Annotated in this window: 14 protein-coding genes; 9 read left to right on the plus strand and 5 right to left on the minus strand. The window is 58.6% G+C overall.

Annotated features, from left to right (window positions below):
- The first annotated feature begins 288 nt into the window (after positions 1–288).
- Positions 289–8,781, plus strand: coding sequence for a glycoside hydrolase family 94 protein (locus DSM25558_RS06735; protein WP_077103086.1), 8,493 nt, complete (start codon positions 289–291; stop codon positions 8,779–8,781).
- A gap of 661 nt (positions 8,782–9,442) precedes the next feature.
- Here the strand turns inward: DSM25558_RS06735 and DSM25558_RS06740 are convergent.
- Positions 9,443–10,102, minus strand: coding sequence for a YggS family pyridoxal phosphate-dependent enzyme (locus DSM25558_RS06740; protein ID WP_077103088.1), 660 nt, complete (start codon positions 10,100–10,102; stop codon positions 9,443–9,445).
- A gap of 194 nt (positions 10,103–10,296) precedes the next feature.
- Between DSM25558_RS06740 and leuS the strand changes: the two genes are divergently transcribed.
- The 3 genes from leuS to holA are packed head-to-tail and all read left to right on the plus strand — an operon-like array spanning position 10,297 to position 14,513.
- Entirely contained in the window at positions 10,297–12,927 is a 2,631-nt protein-coding gene (gene leuS, locus DSM25558_RS06745) for a leucine--tRNA ligase (protein ID WP_077103090.1), read from the plus strand.
- Positions 12,920–13,465: a hypothetical protein gene (locus tag DSM25558_RS06750; RefSeq protein WP_083716340.1), complete on the plus strand. Its 546-nt coding sequence runs from the start codon at positions 12,920–12,922 to the stop codon at positions 13,463–13,465. The genes leuS and DSM25558_RS06750 overlap by 8 nt, the downstream gene beginning before the upstream one ends.
- Positions 13,466–13,475: 10 nt before the next feature.
- Complete coding sequence (gene holA / locus DSM25558_RS06755) at positions 13,476–14,513, plus strand: DNA polymerase III subunit delta (RefSeq protein ID WP_077103156.1); 1,038 nt, start codon at positions 13,476–13,478, stop codon at positions 14,511–14,513.
- Positions 14,514–14,580: 67 nt separating this feature from the next.
- Here the strand turns inward: holA and fdxA are convergent, their stop codons facing one another.
- The 4 genes from fdxA to DSM25558_RS06775 all read right to left on the minus strand — a co-directional run bounded on the left by fdxA (position 14,581) and on the right by DSM25558_RS06775 (position 20,176).
- Positions 14,581–14,919: a ferredoxin FdxA gene (gene fdxA / locus DSM25558_RS06760; RefSeq protein ID WP_077103158.1), complete on the minus strand. Its 339-nt coding sequence runs from the start codon at positions 14,917–14,919 to the stop codon at positions 14,581–14,583.
- 206 nt (positions 14,920–15,125) lie between these two features.
- Positions 15,126–15,542 carry an RNA-binding S4 domain-containing protein gene (locus DSM25558_RS06765; RefSeq protein WP_077103094.1) on the minus strand — a complete coding sequence of 139 codons (417 nt, stop codon included), beginning with the start codon at positions 15,540–15,542 and terminating at the stop codon, positions 15,126–15,128.
- A 3-nt stretch (positions 15,543–15,545) separates the two neighbouring features.
- Positions 15,546–18,638, minus strand: coding sequence for a helicase-related protein (locus DSM25558_RS06770; protein WP_077103096.1), 3,093 nt, complete (start codon positions 18,636–18,638; stop codon positions 15,546–15,548).
- A gap of 296 nt (positions 18,639–18,934) precedes the next feature.
- Positions 18,935–20,176 (minus strand): ubiquinone biosynthesis hydroxylase, encoded by a 1,242-nt coding sequence (locus DSM25558_RS06775; RefSeq protein ID WP_256387056.1) that lies wholly within the window; start codon positions 20,174–20,176, stop codon positions 18,935–18,937.
- A gap of 59 nt (positions 20,177–20,235) precedes the next feature.
- Here DSM25558_RS06775 and tesB point away from each other — a divergent pair, with 59 nt between their 5' ends.
- From tesB to DSM25558_RS06800, 5 genes are all read left to right on the plus strand, one after another.
- Positions 20,236–21,120 carry an acyl-CoA thioesterase II gene (gene tesB / locus DSM25558_RS06780; RefSeq protein WP_077103099.1) on the plus strand — a complete coding sequence of 295 codons (885 nt, stop codon included), beginning with the start codon at positions 20,236–20,238 and terminating at the stop codon, positions 21,118–21,120.
- 212 nt (positions 21,121–21,332) lie between these two features.
- A complete protein-coding gene (locus DSM25558_RS06785; RefSeq protein ID WP_045230924.1) occupies positions 21,333–21,683 on the plus strand; it encodes a P-II family nitrogen regulator in 351 nt (116 codons plus the stop codon).
- A 28-nt stretch (positions 21,684–21,711) separates the two neighbouring features.
- Complete coding sequence (locus DSM25558_RS06790) at positions 21,712–23,067, plus strand: ammonium transporter (RefSeq protein WP_077103102.1); 1,356 nt, start codon at positions 21,712–21,714, stop codon at positions 23,065–23,067.
- A 213-nt stretch (positions 23,068–23,280) separates the two neighbouring features.
- The gene (locus DSM25558_RS06795) at positions 23,281–25,893 is read left to right on the plus strand and encodes an FtsK/SpoIIIE family DNA translocase (protein WP_143240031.1); all 2,613 of its coding nucleotides are present in this window, start codon (positions 23,281–23,283) and stop codon (positions 25,891–25,893) included.
- A gap of 246 nt (positions 25,894–26,139) precedes the next feature.
- The gene (locus DSM25558_RS06800) at positions 26,140–26,805 is read left to right on the plus strand and encodes an outer membrane lipoprotein carrier protein LolA (RefSeq protein WP_244554130.1); all 666 of its coding nucleotides are present in this window, start codon (positions 26,140–26,142) and stop codon (positions 26,803–26,805) included.
- Positions 26,806–26,876 lie beyond the last annotated feature (71 nt).

Raw genomic sequence — 26,876 nt, forward strand, 5'->3', positions numbered from 1 at the left:
GCGTACAGGATGTTTCATGAACCGCATGGCGCGAGACCGCGATCTACCTGCCTTTTCCCGTCCAATAGTCGAAAGTCTTGAGGCGCGAAGCCATTTGCCCCACATTGTATGGCCGCGCACAACAGGATTTCAGGGGGAGCCATCGTTCGCTGGTTTGCGATGGTTCAGCAAAGGTTCAGGATCAGCACGAAATAAAGCTGCCACAGTTGTTTCAATTTCCTAACGCAATCTGAAACAAGTTCCGGTTACACGAGACCAGACCCTTAGCAGAGTGCAGAATACGAGCCGATGTCATTTCATATTACGCCGACCGCCGCCGCCCGTGATTCAGAAACAAAGCAGATCGATCACAATGATTCGATCCGCTCCGTTTACTTCACCATCGAGGAATTGAGGGATTGTGGAGCCGAACTCTCCAAATCCGGAGCCGATGGCCTGCCGGGTTTTATGGAGTTCGATTTCTTCGCGAGACATCGTGAGAACGAAAAAGAAATTCTGCGCGTTTACCGCACGACAGCGGTGGATGCCGAAAACGGTCAGAACATCACGCCTGCCGCCGAATGGCTGCTCGACAATCACTATGTGATCGAAGAAGCCATCCAAGAAGTGCGTCGCGACTTCCCGCGCAAATTCTATCGTCAGTTGCCGACGGTGAAGATCGGCAACATCGAAATCCCACGCGTCATGGCACTGGCGTGGATTTACGTTGCGCACACCCACAGCACGATCTCCCGCGAAAGCATGACCGCCCTGGTCGAGGGCTATCAGACGTCGAAGACGTTGCAGATCGGCGAGCTCTGGGCTCTACCGTCGATCCTGCGTTTCGTTCTCATCGAAAATCTGCGCCGTATTTCCATCCGCGTCGAACGCTCCCGCCGCATGCGTCAGCGCGCAAACGAGGTGGTGGACGAAATCATCCGCCTCAACGATGCCGAGGCGTCCGCCGGTCTCCTCAAGCAGATCGACGATCTGGTCGCCGACCCAACCTTCTCCACCCAGTTCCTCTATCGCCTCAGAAACGGCTCGCAGACCTCCGGTTTTGCGCTGAACTGGCTGGAAGAGCGCCTTCACAAGTCGGGAACCGACGCCGAAAACATCATGATGGCGGAACATAACCGCCTTGCCTCCGGCAATGTGACGATGGGTAACATCGTCAAGAGCCTGCGCGAAATCGATGACACCGAATGGTCGGTCTGGTTTGAGGAAGTCAGCCATATCGACAAGGTTCTGCGCGAGCAGACAGATTATGACACGCTCGATTTCGGATCACGCAACACCTACCGCAACACGATCGAACTTCTGGCGCGCCGTTCGCCCAAGACGGAAATCGAAGTGGCACAAGTTGCCGTCGATATGGTGACCGAAACCGCCAATTCCAGCGAAATCCATCCGCATGCGCCGAATGTCGGCAGCTTCCTGATAGGTGAACGTCGCCAGGAACTGGAAGATCGGATCGGCTACTCGCCGCTCTTTTCGCAGCGCGTCGTGCGCTTCATGCGCAAGTTCAACTGGCTTTCTATCGCAGTCCCGGTCATGGCGTTCACCGCGCTGGCCATGGCAGTCGTCGGCTGGTTCCTGGCCGAAGCCGGCATGCCGTGGTACGTCGTCACCGCATTCCTGCTGATGTTTGCCCTGCCCGCATCGGAAGGCGCAACGGGTCTCTTCAACACGCTCGTGACGTTCTTCGTCAAGCCGTTCCGACTGGTCGGTTACGAGTTCAAGGAAGGCATTCCGCAGGACGCCTGCACGCTCCTGGCCGTGCCCTGCATGTTGACCAGCCGCGACAGCGTCGACGAAATGGTGCGCAACATCGAAGTGCATTATCTCGCCAACCCACATGGCGAGATTTATTTCGCGTTGATCAGCGACTGGCGCGACGCCGCCTTCGAGCAATCCGCGGAAGACATCGAAATCCTCGAATATGCAAAGCGTGAAGTCGCAGAACTCAGCGCCCGCTACGCCTTCGATGGCAAGACGCGGTTCTACCTGCTGCACCGCCGTCGCCTCTTCAACCCGGCTGAAGGAAGCTGGATGGGCTGGGAACGCAAACGCGGCAAGCTGCATGAATTGAACATGCTGCTGCGCGGCGACAAGGATACGACCTTCCTCAACGGTGCCAATATGGTGCCTGCAAACGTCAAATATGTTATGACGCTGGATGCCGACACCCGCCTGATGCGCGATGCCGTCACCAAGCTCGTCGGCAAGATGCACCACCCGATGAACCGCCCGGTTCACGATCCCGTCACGGGCCGCGTCATCCATGGTTATGGCCTGCTTCAGCCACGCGTAACGCCATCGCTGACAACGGGTAAGGACGCCTCGGTCTTCCAGCGCGTCTTCTCCATCAATCGCGGTATCGACCCCTACGTCTTTACCGTGTCCGACGTTTATCAGGACCTGACCTCCGAAGGCACTTTCACCGGTAAGGGCCTTTATGATGTCGACGCCTTTGAAACCGCCCTCAAAGGCCGTATCGATGAAAACGCCGTTCTGTCCCATGACCTTCTCGAAGGCTCGTTTGCGCGCTGCGCATTGGTCACCGACGTGGAACTGGTGGAAGACTTCCCGACCCGTTACGAAGTCGAAGTCTCGCGTCAGCACCGCTGGGCGCGTGGCGACTGGCAGCTCCTGCCTTACATCATGGATGCCAAACGCGGCGTGACCGCCATCGGCCGCTGGAAGATGGTCGACAACCTGCGCCGCTCGCTGACGCCGATTGCCTGGTTTGCTGCCTCGGTTTTGGGCTGGTATTTCATGGGCCCGCTCGGCGCGTTGATCTGGCAGATCCTGCTGATCTTCTCACTGTTTGTGGCACCCACCATTTCCCTGCTATCAGGCATCGTGCCGCGCTCCACCGATATCGTACCACAAGCGCATTTCCATACGCTGTGGGCTGAAATCCGCGCAACGAATGCCCAGGTCGCCCTGCGTATCGTCTTCATCGCCGATAGCGCCTGCATGATGGCCGATGCCATCGGCCGTTCGCTCTACCGCCTGTTCGTTAGCGGTAAGCTGATGCTCGAATGGCGCACCGCCGCCAGCATCCAGTCCAGCGCACAAGGCAGCATTTTCGACTATTACCGTCAGATGTGGCATGCCCCGGTTGCTGCATTGCTGGGCCTCGCGCTCGCCTCTCTTCCCGGCGACAACGCCTTCCTGGTCGGCCTTCCCTTCGCGCTGCTGTGGATTCTGTCCCCTGCCGTTGCATGGTTCGTCAGCCAGTCCGCAGAAACCGAAGATCGCCTGTTCGTTTCCGAACATGTGTCCAGCGAGCTGCGCAAGATCGCGCGCCGCACCTGGCGCTACTACGAAGCTTTCGTGAACGCGAAAGAAAACTATCTACCGCCAGACAACTATCAGGAAACGCCGGAGCCCGTCGTTGCCAGCCGTACCTCGCCGACCAATATCGGCGTCTATCTTCTGTCGGTCATTTCGGCACGCCAGTTCGGCTGGATCAGCTTCTCAGAGACCGTCGAGCGGATGGAAAAAACCATCGAGACGGTCGAGAAGATGGAGAAGTACCGCGGCCATCTCTACAACTGGTATCATACCGATACCCTTCAGACGCTGGGTCCCCGCTATGTTTCCGCTGTTGATAGCGGCAACCTTGCCGGTCACCTGATCGCCATCTCGTCTGCCTGTCGCCAATGGGCGGAAGCGCCGTCGGCCCATCTTCAGGGTAACCTCGATGGCATAGGCGATGTTGCCGGTATTCTGCGCGAAACCCTGAAAGAACTGCCGGACGATCGCAAGAACCTGCGTCCTCTGCACCGTCGTCTGGAAGAACGCATCATCGGCTTCTCCAACGCCCTTGCTTCGGTCAAGCGCGAGCACGAATTCGCCTCGATCCGCGTCATCAACCTCGCCGTTCTGGCGCGGGATATTCAGAAGCTCGCATCCAACCTCAATCTCGAGGTCAAATCCGAACAGAGTGCGGAAGTTACCCGTTGGGCACAGTCGCTGGTCGATTGCTGCGAAGCGCATATTTCCGATAGCGCCTTCGATCTCTCCACCATCGATCCATTGCGTGATCGTCTGAACTCGCTTCGCGATCGCAGCCGCAACCTCGCCTTCTCGATGGACTTCGCGTTCCTGTACCGCAAAGATCGTCGCCTGCTGTCCATCGGCTACCGCGTGGATAGCCAGGAACTGGACGAGGCCTGCTACGACCTTCTGGCGTCGGAATGCCGCCTGACCAGCCTGTTTGCGATTGCCAAGGGCGATCTGCCGACGGAACACTGGTATCGCCTCGGCCGTCAGGTCGTGCCGATCGGCGCACAGGGCGCACTGGTCTCCTGGTCCGGCTCGATGTTCGAATATCTGATGCCTCCGCTGGTCATGCAGGAGCGTCACGGCGGCATCCTGAACCAGACCAACAATCTGATCGTCAAGGAACAGATCAGCCATGGCCGTCGCCTCGGCACACCATGGGGTATTTCCGAAGCGGCATTCAACGCGCGCGATCACAACATGAACTACCAGTACACCAACTTCGGCGTACCCACTTTGGGTCTGAAGCGCGGCCTTGGCCAGAACGCGGTCATCGCGCCTTATGCTTCGATCCTTGCGTCGCAATACGATCCGGACGCGGCTCTGGAGAACCTCGACAAGCTGCGTAAGCTGGGTGCTCTTGGCCAATACGGCTTCCACGATGCGGTCGACTTCACGCCGACCCGCGTGCCGGATGGCAAGGTCTGCGCCATCGTTTACAACTATTATGCCCACCACCATGGCATGTCGATTGCGGCTGTCGCCAACGTCGTCATGGACGGCGTGTTGCGTGAACTCTTCCACGCCGATCCGGTCATCGAAGCAGCCGAACTGCTGCTTCAGGAAAAGGCACCGCGCGAAGTGCCGGTCATGAGTGCCAAATACGAGCCGGAAACACCCGGCAAGGAACAGGCAGATCTCCTGCGCGCAGAAGTTCGCACCATCAACGATCCTGCCGTGCGCGACCGCGAAGTCGTGTTCCTGTCCAACGGTCACTATTCGACCATGCTGACAGCCACGGGTGCCGGTTATTCCAAGTGGAATGGTCAGGCAATCTCGCGCTGGAAGGCCGATCCAACCGAAGATCGCTGGGGCACATTCCTGTTCCTGCGCGATACGACATCGGGACAATGGTGGAGTGCTACGGCCGAGCCACGGGTTGCCGAAGGCGAAAAGACCAAGACCGTCTTCTCGGACGACAAGGTCGAATTCCACAAGACCGTGGGCGATCTGCAAAGCGTTGTCGAATGCATCGTTGCGACAGAGCATGATGCCGAAGGTCGTCGCGTGACGCTCCTCAATGTCGGCTCTGAGGACCGCTACATTGAAGTGACCTCCTACATGGAGCCCGTCATCGCCAATGAGGATGACGACAACGCCCACCCTCTCTTCTCGCGCATGTTCGTACAGACAGAGATCGGCAAGCGTGGCGACGTGATCCGCGCATGGCGCAACAAGCGCAGCCCGAGCGAACCCGGCACAGTCATCGCGCACCTTGCCGCCGATAATGCCGGCCCGACCCGTCCCACCGAGTATGAAACGGATCGTGCCAAGTTCATCGGTCGCGGACGCTCGCTGGGCGAAGCTGCGGCTTTCGACGCCGCTGCCACGCTCTCCAACACGGATGGCTTTACGCTCGACCCCATCCTGTCCCTGCGCCGCGTCGTGCGCGTACCGGCAGGCAAGAAGGTCAGCGTCATCTTCTGGACGATTGCCGCACCCAACCGCGAAGACGTGGACAAGGCGATCGATCGCTACCGCCACCCGGATGCCTTTGCGCATGAGCTGGTGCACGCCTGGACCCGCACACAGGTGCAGATGCGCCATGTGGGCGTCACCTCGCAGCAGGCAGCCGCGTTCCAGCATCTTGCCCGTTACCTCGTCTATCCCGACATGCATCTGCGTGCCGATGCCGATACGTTGAAGACCGGTCTCGGCTCCCAGCGCTCGCTATGGCCGCTGGCAATTTCCGGGGATTTCCCGATTTTCAGCCTGCGTATCAATGACGACATGGACATGGATATCGCAAAGGAAGCCCTAAGTGCGCATGAATATCTGCGCGCCCGCGGCGTGATCTTCGATCTCGTCATCGTCAATGAACGGGCTGCCTCCTACGCTCAGGATATGCAGCACGCGCTTGACTTCATCTCTGAGGCCCAGCGTCGCATCAACCCGGCAGATGGCGGCAGACAGCATGTGTTTTCTGTCCGTCGTGATTTGATCGATGAGGAAACATGGTCGGCGCTGCTGGCAGCGTCGCGTGTCGTTCTTCACGTCCGCAACGGCAAGATCGTGGATCAGGTCAACCGCGCCGTGTCCCTGTTTGCCGCCCATCGTGGGCCGGAAGGTAGCGACACAGCGCAGGCCCGCCTACCCGCGCCGATGTTCCCGCATGCGGAGCCGGTTGAAGATGCCCATGATCTGGATTTCTGGAACGGCTTTGGCGGCTTCAGCAAGGCTGGCGACGAATATGTCGTGCGCCTGCACGGCGGCCAGTCGACGCCGCATCCTTGGATCAACGTCATCTCCAACGAGAATTTCGGCTTCCATGTTTCCGCCGAAGGCGCTGCTTTCACCTGGAGCCGCAATTCGCGTGACTATCAGCTGACCCCATGGAGCAACGACCCCGTCGTCAACCGTCCGGGCGAAGCGATCTATGTAGCAGACGTCGATAGCGGCAAGATCCACTCGCCGTTCGCCGCACTGTCTCGCAACCCGGAAGCGGTTTTCGAAACCCGTCATGGCCTCGGCTATTCCGTATTCAGAAGCGTCGAAGACGGTCTCGATATCGAGGTCACCCAGACTGTCGATCGTGAAAAGCCGGTCAAGCTTGCGCGCCTCACGGTTCGCAACGTCGGCACACAAAACCGCCGTCTGAAGACCTATGGTTACGTCGAATGGGTTCTGGGCAACAACACCCAGAAGTCTGCACCGTTCATTCTCAGCTCTCATGATGAGGAAAGCGGCGCGCTGTTTGCGTCCAACCCCTACAGCATCGACTATAATGCCCGCACCGCCTTCCTTGCTCTGGAAGGTCCGGCCAGCAGCTTCACAACCAGCAAGCGCGAGTTTATCGGCCGCTACGGCTCGATCCATGCTCCACAGGCTGTATTGTCGGGTGTTGCCCTGTCCGGCAGCGTGGAACTGGACGGCGCGCCTTGTGCCGCCGTCATGCAGGAAATCCACCTGAAGCCTGGCGAAGAGCGGCATCTGTTGTTCTATGTCGGTGATGCCGATACCGCCGAAGAAGCACGCGCTCTGGTGAAGGATATTCGCCGGTCCGATTTCGATGCTGTGCTGGATGCCAACAAGCAATTCTGGAGCGGCTTCACCGGCCAGCTACAGGTGTCCACGCCGGATGCCAGCTTCAACCACATGGTCAACAGCTGGTTGCCTTACCAGGCTCTGGCCTGCCGCATCATGGCCCGCACGGCCTTTTACCAGTCCAGCGGTGCCTTCGGCTTCCGTGATCAATTGCAGGATACGTTGGCCTTCCTGCTCTATCAACCGGACCTCGCCCGTGAGCAGATCCTGCGCGCTGCCGGTCGACAGTTCCCAGAAGGTGACGTCCAACACTGGTGGCTGCCACTGACGGGTGCCGGTGTCCGCACGACCATCTCCGATGACGTCGTCTGGCTCGCCTACGCTACGCATCAGTACATTGTCGCCACTGGCGACAAGGCTATCCTCGAGGAAAGCATTCCCTTCCTCAAAGGCCCGGCCTTGACGCCCGGCCAGCACGACGCCTTCTTCCAGCCAGAGACGACGGACAACGCCGTCAACCTCTATGAACACGCCGCGCTGGCGCTCGATCTGGCCATTCATCGCACCGGAGAAAACGGCTTGCCGCTCATACTCGGCGGCGACTGGAACGACGGCATGAACCGAGTAGGCGTTGCTGGCAAAGGCACCAGCGTCTGGCTCGGTTGGTTCCTGTCTGGCACCCTTCGCGATTTCATCGAAATTGCCGAAGAGCGCCGCGATCTGGACCGCGTAGAAAAGTGGAAGACGCATCGCGATAAACTACGGGCGGCGCTGGAAACGGCAGGCTGGGATGGTGACTATTACCGTCGCGGTTACTTCGATGACGGTACCCCGCTCGGCTCCATAACCAGCGAGGAATGCCGCATCGATTCGCTCGGCCAGAGCTGGAGTGTTCTGTCAGGCGAAGGCGAAGAGCAGCGTTCGGGCCAAGCCATGGATGCCGTAATGAAGGAACTTGTCGATGAGGAAACGGGAATCATCCGTCTCTTCACGCCGCCCTTCAAACGCTCTCCGCAGGATCCCGGCTACATCAAGGGCTATCCACCGGGTGTCCGTGAAAACGGCGGCCAGTACACGCACGCCGCTACCTGGGTTGTTCTGGCACTGGCGAAGCTGGGCCGCAACGAGGATGCATGGAAATGCTTCTCGATGCTCAACCCGGTTAACCACGCGCTCGACCGTTCGTCTTCGGAAACCTACCGTGTCGAACCCTATGTGGTGACGGCGGATGTCTACGGTGAAGGTGCCTATGCGGGCCGTGGTGGCTGGAGCTGGTACACCGGTTCTGCTGGCTGGCTCTACCGCGCCGCCGTCGAAGGCATTCTCGGCATTACCCGCGTCAACGGCACGCTGCACATTGCGCCGTCCTTGCCGGAGGCATGGGATAATTTCTCTGCCAAGATCACCCTCGAAGGCAAGGTTCGCGAAGTCGCTGTCAAGCGTACCGCAGGCTCGCCGGATATCGAAGTATCCGTGGATGGCAAGCCTGTCACGGGCAAGAACAGAGCCATCCCGTTCGATTAAGGTTTGGGGCTTCGGTACCGACCTCTCAGCAAAAAGCCACGGCTCTGGAAAGATGCCGTGGCTTTTCTGTTTGGTAAGCTCTGTCTGAATGCGACATAGAGCGGCAGTGACGGTGGCTCGTGACCTGAAGCCACACACTCCACCTCATGCTGAGGTGGGAGCGAAGCGACCCTCTAAGCATCCGCCGCGCACTCTGTCCCAAGCCCGCAACCCTCGTCCTTCGAGGCCCCCTGCGGGGCACCTCTCCTTCGACAAACTCAGGATGATGGATGAGGGTTGCTACCGCCGTGCCTTTTACATCAGCTTTAAAACCTCGCTAGGAGTGGGGGCTATACTTCGTGGAGCGGCATACTCCACCCTCATGCTGAGGTGGCGCGCAGCGCCCTCGAAGCATCCTTTGGTTGGCGCAACACGTTAAGTCTTGGCCCGCCACCCCCCGTCCTTCGAGGCCCCTGCGGGGCACCTCTCCTTCGACAAGCTCAGGATGATGGATGCGGGTTGCTACCGCCGTGCCTTTTACATCAGCTTTAGAACCTTGCTAGGAGTGGGGGATCATATTTCGCAAAGCGGCATACTCCGCCCTCATGCTGAGGTGCTTTGGCCGAAGGGCAAAGCCTCGAAGCATCCTTGGTTGGCGCACGGGCCCTAACCAGAAAAGTGCTCAGCGCGTACCGAAAATCGCCGACCCCACCCGCACGCTTGTCGCGCCGAATTCAATAGCCGTTTCGAAATCGCCTGACATGCCCATGGAGAGTTTCTCCAGTCCGCATTCCTTGGCGAGCTTCGCCAAAAGCGCAAAATGCGGTCCCGGATACTCCTCGGCGGGGGGAATGCACATCAGCCCTTCCACATTCAACGCCAGCTCATCGCGGCACATCGCAACAAAGGCAACCGTTTCACGCGGATCGATACCCGCCTTTTGCGGCTCCAGCCCCGTATTGACCTGAACATAGAAACGCAGCGCCCGCCCCTGCTTCTTGGCTTCATCGGCAAGCGCTTTGGCAATTTTCTCGCGATCGACGGTTTCTATCACATCGAACAACGCCACCGCATCCGCCGCCTTGTTGGATTGCAGCGGCCCGATCAGATGCAGCTCGATACCAGCGGTCTTTTCCTTCAGCGCGGGCCACTTGCCCTGCGCTTCCTGCACGCGGTTTTCGCCGAATATGCGCTGCCCGCAATCGATCACCGGCTGGATCGCATCACCCTCGAATGTCTTGGACACCGCAACGAGACTGACGCTGCCGGCTTTCCGCCCTGCTTTTTCCGCAACTGCTTCAATGCGCTGCGAGACATCCAAAAGGCGCGCTTCGATTTCCATGATCAGACCTTCACTTAAACTCGAGGAGACGGGTTCAGTAGCCGCCGCTGGGCTTGATGCCAAGCACCATTGTCACCATTTGAACGCTGTCGCCTAAGATTGCACCCGCAGCGGCCCCGCTAAACTTGACGCATACGCCGTTTCGTGGTGAAGGTCAGCGCGAATTTTCCCCTTGATACCCGGATTACAGAAGTATGGCCATCGAACGTTATAATCCTCGCGACGCCGAGCCGCGCTGGCAGCAAAAATGGAACGAAGACAATGTCTTCGTGACCGACAACAGCGATGCCCGCGAGAAATATTACGTTCTCGAGATGTTTCCATATCCATCCGGCCGCATCCACATGGGCCATGTCCGCAATTATGCGATGGGTGACGTCGTTGCCCGCTACAAGCGTGCGCGCGGTTTCAACGTGCTGCACCCCATGGGCTGGGACGCCTTTGGCATGCCTGCGGAAAATGCGGCCATGCAGAACAACGTCCATCCCAAGGATTGGACCTATCAGAACATCGCCAGCATGCGCGGCCAGTTGAAGTCCATGGGCCTGTCTCTGGACTGGACCCGTGAATTTGCCACCTGCGACGTGGAATATTACAGCCAGCAGCAGGCGCTGTTCATCGACTTCATGGAAAAAGGTCTGGTCTACCGCAAGCAGTCCAAGGTCAATTGGGACCCGGTCGATCATACCGTACTGGCCAACGAGCAGGTTATCGACGGGCGCGGCTGGCGCTCTGGTGCGCTGGTCGAACAGCGCGAACTGACGCAATGGTTCTTCCGCATCACCGATTTCAGCCAGGATTTGCTGGATGAGCTGGACCAGCTCGACCAGTGGCCGGAAAAAGTCCGCCTGATGCAGAAGAACTGGATCGGCAAGTCGGAAGGCCTGTCTTTGCGCTGGCAGACCGTCGCCTCCACGGCTCCTGCGGGCTTCGATGACATTACCGTCTACACGACCCGTCCCGACACGCTGTTCGGCGCATCGTTCCTGGCCATCGCCGCCGATCACCCATTGGCCAAGACCCTGTCCGAATCCAATGCCGAAATCGCACAGTTCTGCGACGAATGCCGTCGTCAGGGCACCTCGCTGGCCGCTCTGGAAACGGCGGAGAAGCGTGGTCTGGACACAGGCGTCAAGGTTGTCCATCCGCTCAACCGGTCCTGGGAACTGCCAGTCTACATCGCCAACTTTGTGCTGATGGATTACGGCACCGGCGCGATCTTCGGTTGCCCGTCCGGCGATCAGCGCGATCTGGATTTCGCCCGCAAATATAATCTGCCGGTCGTAGCCGTCGTCATGCCGGAAGGCGAAAACGCTGAAACCTTCGGCGTTGATGATACCGCTTATGTCGATGACGGCGTCATGATCAATTCGCAGTTCCTTGATGGCATGACGACGACAGATGCTTTCGAGGCCGTCGTGTCGAAGCTGTCGGCGCAGACGCTGGGCAGCGAGCCGCAGGCAGAACGCAAGGTCAATTTCCGTCTGCGCGACTGGGGCATTTCCCGCCAGCGCTATTGGGGTTGCCCGATCCCGGTCATCCATTGCGAAGTCTGCGGTGTCGTACCTGTTCCGAAGAAAGACCTGCCGGTCAAGTTGCCTGATGATGTGACCTTCGATGTGCCGGGTAATCCGCTGGATCGCCACCCCACATGGCGTCATGTGTCATGCCCGCAATGCGGCCATGCGGCACGCCGCGAAACCGACACGATGGATACCTTTGTTGATTCGAGCTGGTACTTCACCCGCTTCACCGCACCTTGGGAAAGCCAGCCGACCGACCCGAAGGTCGCCAGCCACTGGTTGCCTGTCGATCAGTATATCGGCGGCATCGAACACGCGATCCTGCATCTGCTCTACTCCCGCTTCTTTACCCGCGCCATGAAGGCAACCGGCCACGTGGACGTGAAAGAGCCCTTCAAGGGCCTGTTCACGCAGGGCATGGTCGTGCACGAAACCTACCGTCTTGGCGAAGGTCAGAACGGCCAATGGGTCGTGCCTGCCGATATCCGCATCGAGGAAGTCGACGGCACCCGCCGTGCCTTCCTGCTGTCCGGCGGTGACGAAGTTCAGATCGGCTCCATCGAGAAGATGTCGAAGTCGAAGAAGAACGTTGTCGACCCGGACGATATCATCGCATCCTACGGTGCCGATACCGCCCGCTTCTTCGTTCTGTCGGACAGTCCGCCGGACCGTGATGTTATCTGGTCGGAAGCCGGTGTCGAAGGCGCACACCGCTTCGTCCAGCGCGTCTGGCGCATCATCGGCGAGGCAGCGGAAGAGCTGAAGTCGGTCAAGCCTGCTCCGGCCACGCAGGGCGAAGGGCTGGTCGTTTCCAAGGCAGCCCACAAGACGCTGAAGGCCGTTCAGGACGATCTCGACAAGCTCGCCTTCAACAAGGCGATTGCGCGCATCTATGAACTCGTCAATACGCTGGCGGGTCCGTTTGCGGATATCGCAAATGGCGGCAAGCCAGACGATGTGAAGGCTGCGGCCCGTGACGCAGCAGAGATTCTCATTCGCTTGATTGCGCCGATGACGCCGCATCTGGCCGAGGAATGCTGGACGGCGCTGGGCAATGACGGCCTCGTTGCGCAGAGCCCCTGGCCCGTCTTCGTGCCTGCATTGATCGAGGAAAATGACGTCGTCATGCCGGTTCAAATCAACGGCAAGAAGCGTGGCGAATTGACAATCGTGCGCGATGCGGATCAAGATACCGTCAAAGCGGCGGTGATGGAACTGGATGCCGTGAAAACGGCGCTGGCCGGAGCCGAGCCCAAGAAAATCATTGTGGTACCACAAAGGATTGTGAACATTGTTGTCTGATGCCTATTCCAAATGGGGCCGCATAGCAGCCGCAATCTCTGTCGTTCTCTTGACTGGAGCCCTTGCGGGTTGCCAGGTGCGCCCGCTGTATAGCCAGGCATCCGGCACGCGTGAGAAGTTCGAAACCGTAAACTTCACCGCAGCCACTGATCGCGTCACCCAGGAAGTGCGCAACCAGTTGGTATTCCTTGCTTACGGCGGCGCAGGTGCTCCGAAAACCAAGGAATACGAGGTTAAGCTGACCGTCAAATCCAGCGCGACCTCGACGGAAGTCACTGACGATACAAGCCTTTCTGTCAGCAAGAACAATTATGACGGCCCTTATCCCGGCCGTGTCAGCATGACCGGCAAATATGTGATTACCCGTATTTCTGACGGTCAGGTTTTGCGCGCAGCAACCCGCACCGTCACTGCCATGCTCGACCTGCCACAACAGGAATTCGCCAAAATTCGCGCTATCCGAGATGGTGAAAACCGTGCCGCGCGGGAACTGGCGGAAATCATCAGCACGGATATTGCCGCCACGCTTGGCCGCTAAGAACCGGCTGATGACGGAAATCAAGTCCCATGAATTCGAACGCTTCGCCGAAAAACCGGCGGAGCGTTTTCGTGTGTTCGTTCTCTATGGTCCCGATCGTGGATCGGTCTCCGAGCGGGCCTCTCTCATCGCCTCCAAGACAGGCATAGACCCCAACGATGCCTTTGCATCCTTGAAACTGACGGCATCCGATCTGCAAGGCGATCCGGGCCGTTTGCTGGATGAGGTCAACTCCATTGGTCTGTTCGGCGGCGAAAAGCTGGTCTGGGTCAAGGGTGCCGCCAACGAAAAGGCGCTGGTGGACGCGCTGCAAATTCTGTCGGAAACACCACCCGAATCGAGTTTTCTGATCATCGAGGCGGGCGACCTGAAGAAAGGCACCGGCCTTCGCAAGATCGCCGAACCCTCGCGCGCCATTGCCGCCATTCCCTGTTATGCAGACGACGCCCGCGCGCTGAATGCGTTGATCGACCACGAGCTTTCGACCGAACATCTTCGCATCGCCCCCGCCGCCCGCCAGCGCCTGACCGAATCGCTGGGCGGAGACCGCATCGCGTCGCGCAACGAGGTGCGCAAGCTGGCGCTCTACTGCCGTGGCCGTGATGTGATCGAAGAAGATGACGTGTTGGCGATTATCGGAGATGCCAGCGCCGTGTCCGCCGATGATGCCGTAGACGCGATCCTGAAGGGCGACCGCAACGCTTTTTTCCACGCGACCCAGAAAATCATTGCCTCCAAGACGCCGATCTTTCTGGTGCTGCAAGGCTGCCTGCGGCAGTTCCAGTTGCTCGACCAGATGCGCGCCGAAATGGACGACAAGAAGCTGCAGGCCGGTCAGGTCATGCTGACACTGGGGCGTGGCGTCCACTTTCGCCGCAAACCCGTTATCGAAAGAGCGCTGCGGACATGGCAGCCAGCGGCGATTGCCCGTGAGATGAACCGGTTACAGTCGGCCATCCTCCAAAGCCGTCAGCGGCAAAGCCTGGAGGAAAGCGTGGCATTGCTCACTTTGCTCTCAACCACACTGCAATCTGGGCGTGGCAGCTGAGCCAAAACACAAAAAAGCCTCCATGGCGGAAACCGGGAGGCTTTTTAAATTTTGCAAAAATGACGGATCAGTCGCCCTTGCCGGGCTCCGCCGAAAAATACAGATCGAGCTTGCCGTTGACGCCGTCCATTTCCTTGGCTTCCGGCATCGGGTCGCGCTTGATCGTGATATTGGGCCAGATCGCCGCATATTCGGCATTCAGCGTCAGCCACTTGTCGAGGCCTGGCTCTGTATCCGGCTTTATAGCCTCTGCGGGACACTCAGGTTCGCACACACCGCAATCGATGCATTCGTCGGGATTGATCGCCAGAAAATTTTCGCCCTCATAGAAGCAGTCGACAGGGCATACTTCGACACAGTCGGTATATTTACAGCGAATGCAATTATCAGTCACGACATACGTCATGATGGACTCCAGATATGCAGGCCGGGTCATTGGGCTATCGAAACACAAGCCGTCGCCCGGAATTCAGACAGGGCATTTTTGCAAGTGAGGTAATGCCTTTGCTGAGAGATAGCAAGGATAAACGTTTCTGAAAGACCCCGCTATATGAGTGGATTATTCCAATCCATTCAGATGTCTTCAATCAGCGGCCCGCCGTAAAGCCACTATCATTCAAAGCCTTCGCCGCTGTCTGAAATAAACCGGTCGAGCGCACGGCGTTCTTTCTTCGTCGGGCGTCCGCTGCCCGGCTCGCGCATCGCCTGCTCCAGCGGCGTCATGCGGTCTCCCGGTGCTGGCGGCGGGGTCTGGTCGTCGTAGAGAAGCTTGGCTTCCTCGTAAGGACCGCGCCGCTCGCCGGATACCAAAACCACCAGAATTTTGCTTGAACGCTCGAAGGAAAGTTCCAGCCTGTCACCCAGCTTCACCAAGTGACTGGACTGGCGAACGGCGTTGCCGTTGACCCTCACATTGCCGGATAGAATGTAGCTCTGGGCAAGGGAGCGGGATTTGACCATACGGGCGAAGAACAGCCACTTGTCGAGGCGCTGACGGCCTGCATCATGTGGCTGCTGCTTCTCACCCATAACTTACTTCTTTAGCTGGTCCTTCAGAGCAGCGAGCTTGGCGAAAGGCGAATCCGGATCCATCGGCTTCTCCTTGCGTGGAGGCTTGGCTTCGAAACGCTGCTGACCCTGCGGCTTGCCGCCCCGGTCGTTGCGATCAGGCCTGTCCTTGCGCTCGCCACGATCGGGACGATCATTGCGATTGTTGTTGCTGTTGCGGTCTGGACGACCACCGTCACGCTTACGGTCGCCATCACGCTTGCGATCACCCTCGCGAGGTGCACCATCACGCGGCGCAGCCTTGCGGTCTTCGCCACCCTCTGCACGGCGTTCGCCCTGACCACGGTTGCCGGGACGACGGTTATCACTGCGCTGGGTGTCGTTACGACCGCCCGGACGCCACAGCAGAACCGGCTTCGGTTCGGTGACCTCGGCAGGGGCAGCGTCAGCGGACGGCTCCTGCGCCGTCTCGGTGGCTTCAGTCGGTGCGTCCGCTTCTTCCGTTGCCGCAACAGGCGCGTATTCCGCCTTCACGTCAGCAGGCGCTTCCACAGCGGGCGCGTCTTCCGAAAACGTCTCGGCATCAGCGTCGTCATGCGATGCGGTCTCCTCAGATGGTGCAGCGTCGGTTGATGTTTCCGTCTTTGCGGCATCGTTCGTCTGACCAAGGAAGGTCGCAGCGTCTTCGGCGCTCACCTGATCGGCGCGGTAGCCAAGACCTTTAAGAATTTCTTCCATATCATCGAGCGTTGCACCCAGAATGGAAAGCATGGCAGTGGTCGTGGTGAAACGACGTCCGTCGTAGGCGCCTTCCGGACGTGGCTGCGTACCCGGCTTCCACTGCAACAGCGGACGGATAAGGTCGGCCAGGCGTTCCAAAATGTCGATACGCACGGCGCGCTTGCCAAGGAAGCGGAAGCCCGCAAGCTTGTAGAACATGCGGTCATAGCTGGCATCGGTGACGACGGACGTGCGGCCAGCGGCGAGAACAGGAATGAGATCGCCGTAACCGGGCTTGCCCAGACCATCGTTCTTCAGCGCCCACAGCAGCGTTACCAGCTCTGCTGGAGCAGGCTTTAGAAGCGCAGGCAGGAAAACGTGGTAGGCACCGAAGCGAATGCCGTAGCGGCGCATGGAGGCGCGCGCATCCTGATCCAGCGTCTTGACCTCTTCGGTCACATCGCGACGGAACAGAACGCCGAGATTTTCCACGAGCTGGAACGCCAGACCCTTCGCCAGACCCTGAAGGTCTTCGGCACGGGAGATATCGTCCAACGGCTTCAGCACGGTGGCGATCTGGTGGTTCACGAAACGCTCGATGCGGGCAATGGCGTGATCACGCGCATTGCCGCTCAACTGTTCGTCGGCCAGCATGATGACACGTGGCTTCATGATATTGTCGCCAGCTGTCAGACGAGCAACGGGCTCACCCAACCAGCGGACCAGCCCATCAGAGCTCAGCGCGAGATCGCTGTTGCCGCTGGCATGCAGGCGCGCAGCACGCGCCTCATATTCCAACGCAAGCGCCTTCTGCGCTGCGCCTTGCACAGCCTTGGCATCTGGGCCTTCAGCTCCGGCCACCGGTGTAAACCGGAAACCCGCCAATTGGCCGACATGATGTCCTTCAACAAAGACATCACCATTCACACTGATTTCAGCTTCAAGCATCGCATTCTCTCTTAGGCGCCTCATGAGCACAGATGTCCTGCGATCAACAAAGCGTTTCGTCAACCTTTCATGTAAAGCATCGGACAATCGATCTTCGATTTCCCGAGTCTTTTCTTGCCAGTGTGTCGGATCGGCAAGCCATCCTGGGCGGTTTGATACATACGTCCATGTTCTGATCTGCGCAATCCTTGCAGAGAGCGTATCGATCTCACCGTCGGTGCGGTCTGCCCGACGCACCTGTTCGGCCATGAAATCCTCGTTAACGGCACCATGTTTCACGAGGTCGAAATAAAGCGTCGAAATCAAGTCGGCATGCTGTGCCGGCGCGATGCGGCGAAAATCCGGTAAGGCACAGGCCTCCCACAGTTTTTCCACGCGCGCAGCATTGGTGGTTATGTCGACGATCTCAGGGTAACGCGCAAGATGTTCCAGCGCCTGCTGGTCGATTGCCGGCAGCGCACGTGTCAATCCCTGAATGGTCGGAGCCGTATCGAGGCTTGCCCGCAAATTGCCGATAGAAGAATAATCGAAGTTCTTCGTGCGCCATTGCAGCACTTTGACCGAATCGAACTGATGTGATTCGACGCGGTGAACCAACTCGTCATCGAATGGATCGACCTGGCCCGTCACACCAAATGTGCCATCACGAAGGTGGCGACCGGCGCGACCGGCAATCTGCCCCATCTCACCCGCATTCAGATTGCGGAACTGATAGCCGTCGAATTTGCGGTCCTGCGCAAAGGCTACATGGTCGACATCGAGATTGAGACCCATGCCGATGGCATCCGTCGCGACAAGATATTCGACATCGCCGTTCTGATAGAGGCCGACCTGCGCATTGCGTGTACGCGGCGAAAGCGCGCCCAGCACAACAGCCGCCCCGCCCCGCTGGCGGCGCACCAGTTCGGCAATGGCATAGACCTCGTCGGCGGAAAACGCGACGATTGCTGTACGTTGCGGCAGGCGGGTGATTTTCTTCTGTCCGGCATAGAACAATTGCGAAAGCCGGGGCCGCTCCACCATCACGATGCCGGGTAGCAACTTTTCCAGAATGGGCCGCATGGTGGCGGCACCCAGCAGCAGCGTCTGTTCACGCCCGCGAAGATGCAGGATGCGATCGGTAAAGATATGGCCGCGCTCGAGATCTCCGGCCAGCTGCACCTCATCGATGGCCACGAAAGCCGCCGTGGTTTCACGCGGCATGGCTTCAACTGTACAGACGGAATAGGGAGCCTTGGGCGGGGTGATCTTCTCTTCGCCGGTAATCAGCGCCACATTGGGCGCGCCGACTTTTTCCACCAGCCGCGTATAGACTTCACGGGCAAGCAGCCTCAAAGGCAAGCCAATGACACCGCTCCCATAGGCAACCATGCGCTCGATGGCATAATGCGTCTTGCCGGTATTGGTGGGTCCAAGAACGGCCGTAACACCGCGGCCGCTCAAGATCATGGGGCGAGAATTCAACGTACTATCCGTAAGATCGACTGAACTGTTGTTTTAGAACCATTCGGAAACGTTCCGTCCGCCTCTTCCCACCACACATGGCAATCGTGGAGGTCAAAGGCAAGGTGCCAGCACGCGAAAGGCGCTTTCGCCGGGGTTTTTGCCCTGATGACCGTGGCTGGAACATCTTGCGAACGAATCAGCGACGAATCGCTAAAGTTGCGGATTTAGCTTTTGTTCACGGCAACATCTGGCCTGCGACGACGCCACGACCTACCAAATCCTGAATCGACGTGGTGACACTAAAGCGGCTGACCGGCCAGCAATCGCGGCCCACCCTTGTCATTTGTGCCTGCGGCCTGACCAATGAAATAAGACTTGAGTCCCGGAATCCGGTGAACGATTCCCAAACCAAAGTCGCGCGCCACACGAATGGGACCGACATCATTGGAAAACAGCCGGTTCAGCACATCGGTGGTAATGCCCATGCGCACCGTATCGAACCGCCTCCAGGACTGGTAACGCTCCAGCACATTCAGCGAGCCGATATCGAGGCCGAGACGATCCGCCTCGACAATGGTTTCGGCAAGCGCTGCGACATCCTTGAAACCGAGATTGAGTCCCTGACCCGAAATCGGATGAATACCGTGCGCCGCATCACCCGCAAGTGCCAGGCGCGGTGCCACGAAGGCGCGGGCAAGCGTCAGACCCAGCGGAAATGCCCGCCGTGGACCAACCGGCCTGATCGTGCCGAGCTTATGGCCAAAACGGCGCTCCAGCTCTTCCTCGAACACCAGATCATCGGCTGCCACCAATTGGTCGGCGTCAGCAGTGCGTTCCGTCCAGACCAGCGACGAGCGATTGCCCTTGAGCGGCAGAATGGCGAAAGGGCCGGACGGCAGGAAGTGCTCTTCGGCGCATCCATTATGCGGGCGTTCGTGTTCAACGGTCGTGACGATGCCGGACTGATCATAGGCCCAATGCACCGTCTTGATGCCAGCCATATCGCGAAGCGCCGAGCGGACGCCATCGCAGGCAACCAGCAGCCGGGTTTCAAGCGTGGAACTATCAGATAGCGTTATGAGATTGCTGCGTGGCCCGCCCTCAAAGCCGGAAACACTCAAGCCATGGCGAATGGTCACGCCCAGCCGTTCGCACAGCCCGCGCAACGCGCCCACCATGGCGACATTGGGTACCATATGCGCGAAAGGCTGGCCGTCTGCCACATCGCCATCGAAAGTCAGGAAAACCGGGCGGACAGGATCGGAAGTCTTGGAATCCGTCACGATCATCTTGTTGATCGCCTGCGCTTCCGGCAACAATTCATCCCACACGCCGAAAACATCCAGCATCCGCGATGCCGCCGCGATGATGGCGGACGCCCGCATGTCCTTTTTCCAGACATCTTCAGGAGCCGCCTCGATGACCTCGACATTCAGATGTGGCGCGCCCTGTTTGATGGCAACAGCAACGCCAAGTCCGACATATCCGCCGCCTGCAACAACCACATCCAACATCATGACTTCTCCCGCATTCTTGTGAATCTCACAGCCGCACTATAGACCATCACCAAAGGTCTTCCTACAGCCGGAGCATGTCGAAAATGTCGCGCCCTCTCGAAAATACAGCGCCACTGGAAAAACTGATTTCCACGCTCGATCTCGAAAAGCTCGAGGAAAATCTGTTTCGCGGCACAAGCCCGCAGGTTGGCTGGCAGCGTGTTTTCGGCGGCCAGGTCATTGCCCAGGCGCTGATGGCGGCACAGCGCACCGTGGATGACGACCGTTTCGTCCACTCCCTGCATGCCTATTTCATGCGCCCAGGCGATCCCCTGGTGCCGATCATCTATCAGGTCGACCGCATCCGCGATGGTGCCAGTTTCAACACACGGCGCATCGTCGCCATCCAGCATGGTCATGCGATCTTTTCCATGTCGGCTTCATTCCAAATTGATGAGGGGGGCTTCGACCATCAGGCAATGATCCCCAACGTTCCACAGCCGGAACAGTTGATGAGCGAAGACCAGATGCGCGACGCCTTTCTGGCCAAGGCTCCGCCCGCCATCCGCAAATACTGGGAAAACAAGCGCCCGATCGAGATCAGGCCAGTGTCGTTGACGCATTACATCTCGAAGGAAAAGCTCGATCCGCATCAGGACATCTGGGTCAGAGCCGTGGGCAACGTGCCTGATGACAGGCTTTATCAGGCAGCCGTCCTTGCCTATCTCTCCGACATGACGCTGCTCGACACCTCGCTTTACGCACACGGTACGACGATCTTCGACCCCGCCGTTCAGGCCGCGAGTCTCGACCACGCCATGTGGTTTCACCGTCCCTGCAAACTCGATGATTGGCTGCTCTATAGCCAGGACAGCCCCAGTGCTTCAGGTGCGCGTGGATTGACACGGGGCAGCCTGTTTACACGCGATGGCGTGCTGGTTGCGTCCATGGCACAAGAAGGCCTGATCCGCAAAATGGCAAATGATTAATTATTAAGCAATTTTAGAATTTCGCATATTAATTTTGCATGAACAAAGCAAAGCCGTGCCTATTTTACAGACTTATTTATTATAACCCATATTTTTCAATAACTTATAAAATCACCTTCAAACTGGCACACGCCTTGAATGTACGAGACCAGTCGCGGTTGTTGATCGATCAGCGGCAGGAGGGTCGGCTCCATGCCGAGGACAAACAAAGGATGGGAAACCAGATGAAAATTGTGATGGCCATTATCAAGCCGTTCAAGCTGGACGAAGTGCGCGAAGCACTTACCGCTGTCGGCATTCAGGGCCTGACCGTGACCGAGGTCAAGGGTTACGGTCGCCAAAAGGGACACACCGAAATTTATCGCGGCACCGAATACGCGGTCAGCTTTCTTCCCAAATTGAAGATCGAAATCGCTGTTGCCTCCGATCTCGTGGAGAAGGCCGTAGAGGCCATCGCGTCCTCCGCCAAGACAGGACAGATCGGCGACGGCAAGATTTTCGTCTACTCGATTGAACAGGCCGTGCGCATCCGTACCGGCGAAACCAACACAGAAGCGCTTTAAGCTCGGCTGACAGGGGAGTTTTCAAACCATGCAATTCAACAAAATTTCAACACTCGGCCGCCTCGGTGTCGGCGCGGCGGCTCTTCTCGCCCCCGCCATCGCTTTCGCTCAGGACGCAGCACCTGCGGTCGCTGCTGCAACGGCACCCGTTCCTGATAAGGGCGATACCGCCTTCATGTTCCTCGCCACCATCCTCGTTCTCTTCATGATCATTCCTGGTCTTGGACTGTTTTACGGCGGCCTCGTCCGCTCCAAGAACATGCTGTCGGTTCTCATGCAGTGCACGGTCATCGCCGCTTCTGTCATGATCATCTGGGTCGTCTACGGCTATTCCTTCGCCTTTGGCGGTTCTGAAAGCCCGTTCTTCGGCGGCTTCGCCAAGATGTTTCTCTCCGGAGTCACCAAGGACAGCACGGCTGCAACCTTCTCGCAGGGCGTTGTCATTCCTGAATACATCTTCGTGATGTTCCAGATGACCTTTGCTGCCATCACACCGGCGCTGATCATCGGTGCCTTTGCTGAACGCATCAAGTTTTCCGCTTCCGTCCTGTTCTGCATTCTGTGGGTCACCTTCGTTTACTTCCCGATTGCGCACATGGTTTGGGACGCAAAGGGCTATCTCTTCGGTCTCGGCGCGCTCGACTTCGCTGGCGGCACGGTCGTTCACATCAACGCCGGTGTTGCCGGTCTGATCGGTGCAATCATGGTCGGCAAGCGCACAGGCTTCGGCAAAGACATGATGGCCCCACACTCCATGACCCTGACCTATGTCGGTGCAGCCATGCTCTGGGTTGGCTGGTTCGGCTTCAACGCCGGTTCCAACCTCGAAGCCTCCAGCGGCGCGATGCTTGCAACCGTCAACACCTTTGTCGCAACGGCAGCAGCCGTCCTGTCGTGGTGCTTGGTTGAAAGCTTCACACGCGGAAAAGCATCCATGCTGGGTGCAGCATCCGGCATGATCGCCGGTCTGGTTGCCATCACACCGGCAGCTGGTATCGTCGGCCCAATGGGCGCCATCGTCATGGGCGCGATCGTATCGCCACTGTGCTACTTCTTCGTCTCCGTCGTGAAGAACAAGTTCGGCTATGACGATACGGCAGACGTCTTCGGCGTCCACGGCGTTGGCGGCATCTTCGGCGCTCTCGCAACCGGCATCTTCGCAAGCGCATCGCTCGGCGGCGTCGGTTATGCTGGCGAACAGACGATGAGCGGCCAGTTCCTGGTTCAGGTACAGGCTGTCGTCGTGACGCTGTTGTGGACCGGTATCGGCTCTGCGATCCTCTACAAGGTCGTCGATCTCATCGTCGGTCTGCGCGTGTCCGTCGAAGCCGAACGCGAAGGTCTCGACCTCGCATCGCACGGCGAAGCGGCTTACCACTCCTAAGAAAAAGATGCGTAGGCCGGTCACGGCTCAAGCATCATCCAAACGAAAGCCCGGCTTTTGCCGGGCTTTTACTGTTTTAAAAGCCATTGGTTACAACTGATTTTGCATGGTTAATGCCATATTAACCACCCACCCGCTATTTTGCCCTGTCATCCCGTCTGCGCCACCTTTGGCCGGACTTCGGAAGCAACGAAAAAACGACAGGTTCAGCATATGGACAGAGTGACGTCTCCGACTTTCAATGGTCGCGATAACCGCTTCGTACTGACGGCATTCGTGGTGCGCCAGATCATGGCCCTGTGTGGCTTTGCAGTGCTGGCGGCGCTGGGGCTCGGCATCACCGCACTGGCCACCTGGAACGTCGCTGACCCCAGCCTGTCCTACGCCACCGGCATCGAGCCCACGAACCTTCTCGGCCATAGCGGCGCGATCTTTGCCGATATCATGATGCAGTTTCTCGGCCTGTCCGCGCTGATCGCCATGCTGCCTATCCTTGCATGGGCGTTCGCGTTGATCTCGGGCCGAAATTTCAACCGCATTCCCGCCCGCCTCGTCGCGTGGATCAGCGGTGCTTTTATCGCTTCGGCCTCTCTCGGCTGCTTTCCAGCACCTTTGACTTGGCCGCTCCCCAATGGCATCGGCGGCGTTATCGGCGATATGATCCTCCGCTTTCCGGCCCTGTTCATCGGCGCTTACCCCACCGGCACCTTCGCCACCGTTCTCGGCGTCATTTTCGCCCTTCCCGCAGCCTGGCTCATGCTGTTCGCCTCCGGCCTGCTCGGCGCACCTGACGATGCCGAAGAGGTTTTCGTCCCCCAGGCGTCCGCAACCAGCAAGGCCCGCAAGGTCGAGGAACTGGATGAGGAAGAAGAGGATGGTGACGGCTTCTTCGCCAACCTGCTCGCCTTCGGCGCAATCGCCCACTATTGGTACATCACCCAGGCCCGTTTCCGCCGTCTGTTCGGCGTGAAGCCGAAGTCGATGCGCAATGAATTCGAGCAGCCCTACGACTTCAACGACTACGAGTTCGGCACGCTGAACGAGCCATCGCGTCTGAAAACGGCCATCAACAGGCTGGACCGCGCCGATCCTTCCTTCGAGGAACGCGCTGAAGCCCGCGCCCGCATCGACGTGTCCCCACCGCCGATTTCGATGGGTGACGAAGACGACGACAGCCTGCCCGCTGGCGTCCTCTCCGGTGACACCCAGTTTTCCGCCCGCCCACCTGCAGGCCAGACCCGCATCACCCCGCCATCCGCTCGCCCCAAGCCCAGTGAGCGCCTTGCCCGCGATGCGCAGCCATCTTTCATCGCCAGAGATGGTTTCCAGCTTCCCTCGGTCCACCTTCTGGCGGAGCCCAAAAGCGTCGTGCGTGACAGCACGTTGAACGCGGATGTTCTCGAACAGAATGCCCGCAGACTGGAAGGCGTGCTTGAAGACTTCGGCGTTAAGGGCGAGATCATCCATGTCCGCCCCGGCCCTGTCGTGACCATGTATGAGCTCGAACCGGCACCGGGCATCAAGTCGTCGCGTGTCATCGGCCTTGCCGACGATATCGCCCGCTCCATGAGCGCGATCGCCGCCCGCGTCGCCGTCGTGCCGGGTCGCAATGCCATCGGTATCGAATTGCCCAACAAGGTGCGCGAAACCGTCTATCTGCGCGAACTCGTAGCGTCGCGTGATTTCGAAAACAACAAAGCCAAACTTCCCATGGCACTCGGCAAGACCATCGGCGGTGAAGCCGTCATCGCCGATCTGGCCAAGATGCCACATCTACTGGTCGCCGGTACGACGGGTTCGGGTAAATCCGTGGCGATCAACACCATGATCCTGTCGCTGCTCTATCGCATGACGCCGGAACAGTGCCGCCTGATTATGATCGACCCGAAAATGCTGGAACTCTCCGTTTATGACGGCATTCCGCACCTGCTCTCCCCTGTCGTCACCGATCCAAAAAAAGCCGTCGTCGCGCTGAAATGGACCGTGCGCGAGATGGAAGAGCGCTACAAGAAGATGTCGAAGATCGGTGTGCGCAACATCGATGGCTTCAACACCCGCGTTCAGCAGGCGCTTGACAAGGGCGAGGTGCTGACCCGCACCGTCCAGACAGGTTTCGACCGCCAGACAGGCGAAGCCATGTACGAAACCGAAGAATTCGATCTGAAGCCCCTGCCCTACATCGTCGTCATCATCGATGAAATGGCCGACCTGATGATGGTTGCCGGCAAGGACATCGAAGGTGCCGTGCAGCGCTTGGCGCAGATGGCGCGTGCCGCTGGCATCCACGTCATCATGGCCACGCAGCGCCCGTCCGTGGACGTCATCACCGGCACCATCAAGGCCAACTTCCCGACGCGTATTTCCTTCCAGGTCACGTCCAAGATCGACAGCCGCACCATCCTGGGCGAACAGGGTGGCGAGCAGCTGCTCGGCATGGGCGACATGCTTTACATGGCGGGTGGCGGTCGCATCCAGCGCGTTCACGGCCCCTTCGTTGCCGATAACGAGGTCGAAGAGATCGTGTCCTATCTCAAGACGCAAGGCTCGCCGGATTACCTCGAAGCCGTCACCGAAGACGATGACGAAGAGGATGGCGGCGGTCCGGCAGGCACCGGCAATCTGGCCGAGTCCGAGGACCCTTACGATCAGGCGGTTGCCGTTGTGCTGCGGGATGGCAAGGCATCGACATCCTATGTCCAGCGCCGCCTCGGCATCGGTTACAACCGCGCCGCCTCGCTCATCGAGCGCATGGAGCAGGAAGGCATCATCGGCCCCGCCAACCACGCAGGAAAACGCGAAATTCTGGTGCCGACCGAACAGGACTGATGCGGCATCAAACCCACATTCCCTCATTCCTGTGCTCGTCACAGGAATCTAGCCAGCCCAAGTCTTTGGGCTGAAAAGACTCTTCTCGACGCGCAGACACGCGTCGACTGGGTTTCTGTTATAAGCACAGGAATTAGGGTGCGGAGTATTCAGCAACCAAGGCGCGTTGTTGGCGTTATAGCAGTGCATTATGTCATGAAGCCGCCGCGTTTTTTCGGCATATGGAATGCGATGAAGGAGAAAAGAATGAAGAAGAATATTCCGGTCGTTTCCGCGCAGTCCCTTAGCCTTGAAGGCAATATGACGCGCCGTGGTGTCATGACCCTATTTTCCGCGACAGCTGCGGTGGCCGCTCTCCAGCCCTTCGCCGCGTTTGCGCAAGCCGATGCGGCCGCTCAGAAGATTGCCAGCCACTTCTCTTCCGTCAAAACCATGATGGGAGAATTCGTGCAGTTCGGCCCGCGCGGCGAGCAGACGGGCGGCAAGTTTTACATCGCCCGCCCCGGCAAACTCCGCTTCAATTATGAAGACCCATCGCCGATGCGCGTCATCTCCGATGGCAAGAATGTCGTGATCGGTAACAACAAGCTGAAGACCTGGGATCTCTATCCGCTGTCGAAGACACCGCTGAGCCTGCTTTTGTCCGACAAGATCGATCTGGGCAACCAGAAGGTCCGCGACGTCAAGCAGGAATCTGATCTGACAACCATCGTGCTCGGCGACAAGAGCGTTTTTGGCGATTCGACCATCACGCTGATGTTCGACCCAAAAACCTTCGATCTGCGCCAGTGGACCACTACGGATGCGCAGAACAAGGACACGACGGTCATGATCTTCAACGTACAGACCGGCATGGCACTGGACGATAAGGTCTTTGCCATCAATTACGAGGAAGTCCGTGGACGCGGTTGAGAAAAGGATTTCCGTTTTCGGCCTGATGTAATAAGCCTGCCTCCACCTTTCCCCGAAGGACGAACGGAGCG

Source organism: Agrobacterium sp. DSM 25558 (assembly GCF_900100825.1).
Lineage (GTDB): Bacteria > Pseudomonadota > Alphaproteobacteria > Rhizobiales > Rhizobiaceae > Agrobacterium.